The sequence below is a fragment of the Streptomyces calidiresistens genome, assembly GCF_014141525.1.
In the GTDB taxonomy this organism is placed as follows: Bacteria; Actinomycetota; Actinomycetes; order Streptomycetales; family Streptomycetaceae; genus Streptomyces; species Streptomyces calidiresistens.
The window spans coordinates 1-1,521 of sequence record NZ_VKHS01001061.1 but is presented as its reverse complement, the minus strand read 5'-3'; the positions used below and the strand labels follow the sequence as shown (position 1 = coordinate 1,521).

The window sequence follows — 1,521 nt, the reverse complement described above, 5'->3', positions numbered from 1 at the left end:
GGGATCGCCCGTTCCAGCAGGCGGCGCACCCCCAGGCCGTCGGCGGCGACGGCGGAGATCAGCACGGTGGACCCGTCGGGGGTCATCCGGGCCGCGAGCCCGCCGGTGGGGGGATCGGTGAACACCGCCGGGGCGGCCGTCGCGCCGACGGCGTCCACCGGCTCCACCAGGAGGATCTGCCCGACGGCCCGTCTCCCGCCCATCACCGCGCCGCCGTACCAGCCGGGCTCGTCGGGACCGTGACGGGTCTCCTGGTCCAGCAGCACCCGATCCGCCCGGTGGACGGTCAGCCGGGAGACCAGCCGACCCGGCTCCTCGTCCGCCCGTCCGGCCAGGTGTTCCTCCCGGTGGTGGAGGCGGGCACCGGGGGCCAGGTCGATCCGGGTGCGGACGTACAGGTCGCTGCCGCGCGCGGAGATCAGGGGCTCGGGCGTCCACCGCAGTTCGGCGCCCTCCCCCACGCGGATGTCGGTCAGGTACTCGGCCCTGCCCTCCCGGTCCCCGGGCAGGGCGACACAGGCGGCGGCGGAGACCACGTGCAGGATCGCCCCGGGCAGCACGGTGACGGTGAGGGCGAGCCGGTCACCGTTGAGCGGCGCGCTCATCGCCCCGACCAGGCACACCCGCGCCCCCGGGCCGGTGGAGCGGGTGCGGCGCACCGCGAGCGGACCCTCCCCCCGGAGTTCGGGCAGGTCACCGCCGGGCGCGGCCGTGATCCGGGCCGAGGCGGTCACGGCGGACGGCCCCGGCCCGGCCGGGGAGGTCGTTCCGTCGGCGGGTGCCCCGGGGCGGGGCGCGAGGGGGACGGGAACCGTTCTCATCCCGCCGCCCGCCACGCCGCCACCCGATCGGCGACCCACTCGACCACCGGCCGTGCCCCGCCGGGTTCCCGCAGGGAGGTGAAGGCCACCGGCAGCTCGCCGCGTTGCGCCCGCGCGTCACGGGCCATCACCGCCAGGTCCGAGCCGACGTGGGGCGCGAGGTCGGTCTTGTTGACCACCAACAGGTCGGCTCCGGTCAGCCCCGGACCGCCCTTGCGGGGGATGTCGTCGCCGGCCGCGACGTCGATGACGAAGATCTGGGCGTCCACCAGCCCGCGGGAGAAGGTGGCGGTGAGGTTGTCCCCTCCGGACTCCACCAGCACCAGGTCCAACGGCCCGAGCCGCCGCTCCAACTCCTCCACCGCCTCCAGATTCGCCGAGATGTCGTCCCGGATCGCGGTGTGCGGACAGGCACCGGTCTCCACGGCGGTGATCCGGTCGGACGGCAGCACCGCCTCGCGGCGCAGGAACTCGGCGTCCTCGCGGGTGTAGATGTCATTGGTGACCACGCCGATGGACAGGTCCCCGCGCAGGGCGCGGCAGAGCGCGGCCACGGTGGCGGTCTTGCCCGATCCCACGGGTCCCCCCAGGCCGATCCGCACGGCCCGGCGGGAACCGTCGGGCAGCAGGGGGTCGGCCCCGTGCGTGTGACGGGTGGGGAAGGTGACGGGGTGATCCAGGTGCACGGGAGGGCTCCGGG

2 protein-coding genes are annotated in these 1,521 nt (G+C 75.9%); both read right to left on the bottom strand.

Features of this window, described 5'->3' with window-relative positions; translation table 11 throughout:
* Nucleotides 1–734, bottom strand: a 734-nt coding sequence (locus FOE67_RS25425; protein ID WP_323385504.1) for an urease accessory protein UreD, incomplete at its 3' end; no start/stop codon positions are given.
* Between the two features lie 83 nt (nt 735–817).
* A complete protein-coding gene (ureG, locus tag FOE67_RS25420; RefSeq protein WP_182667163.1) occupies nt 818–1,507 on the bottom strand; it encodes an urease accessory protein UreG in 690 nt (229 codons plus the stop codon).
* Nucleotides 1,508–1,521 lie beyond the last annotated feature (14 nt).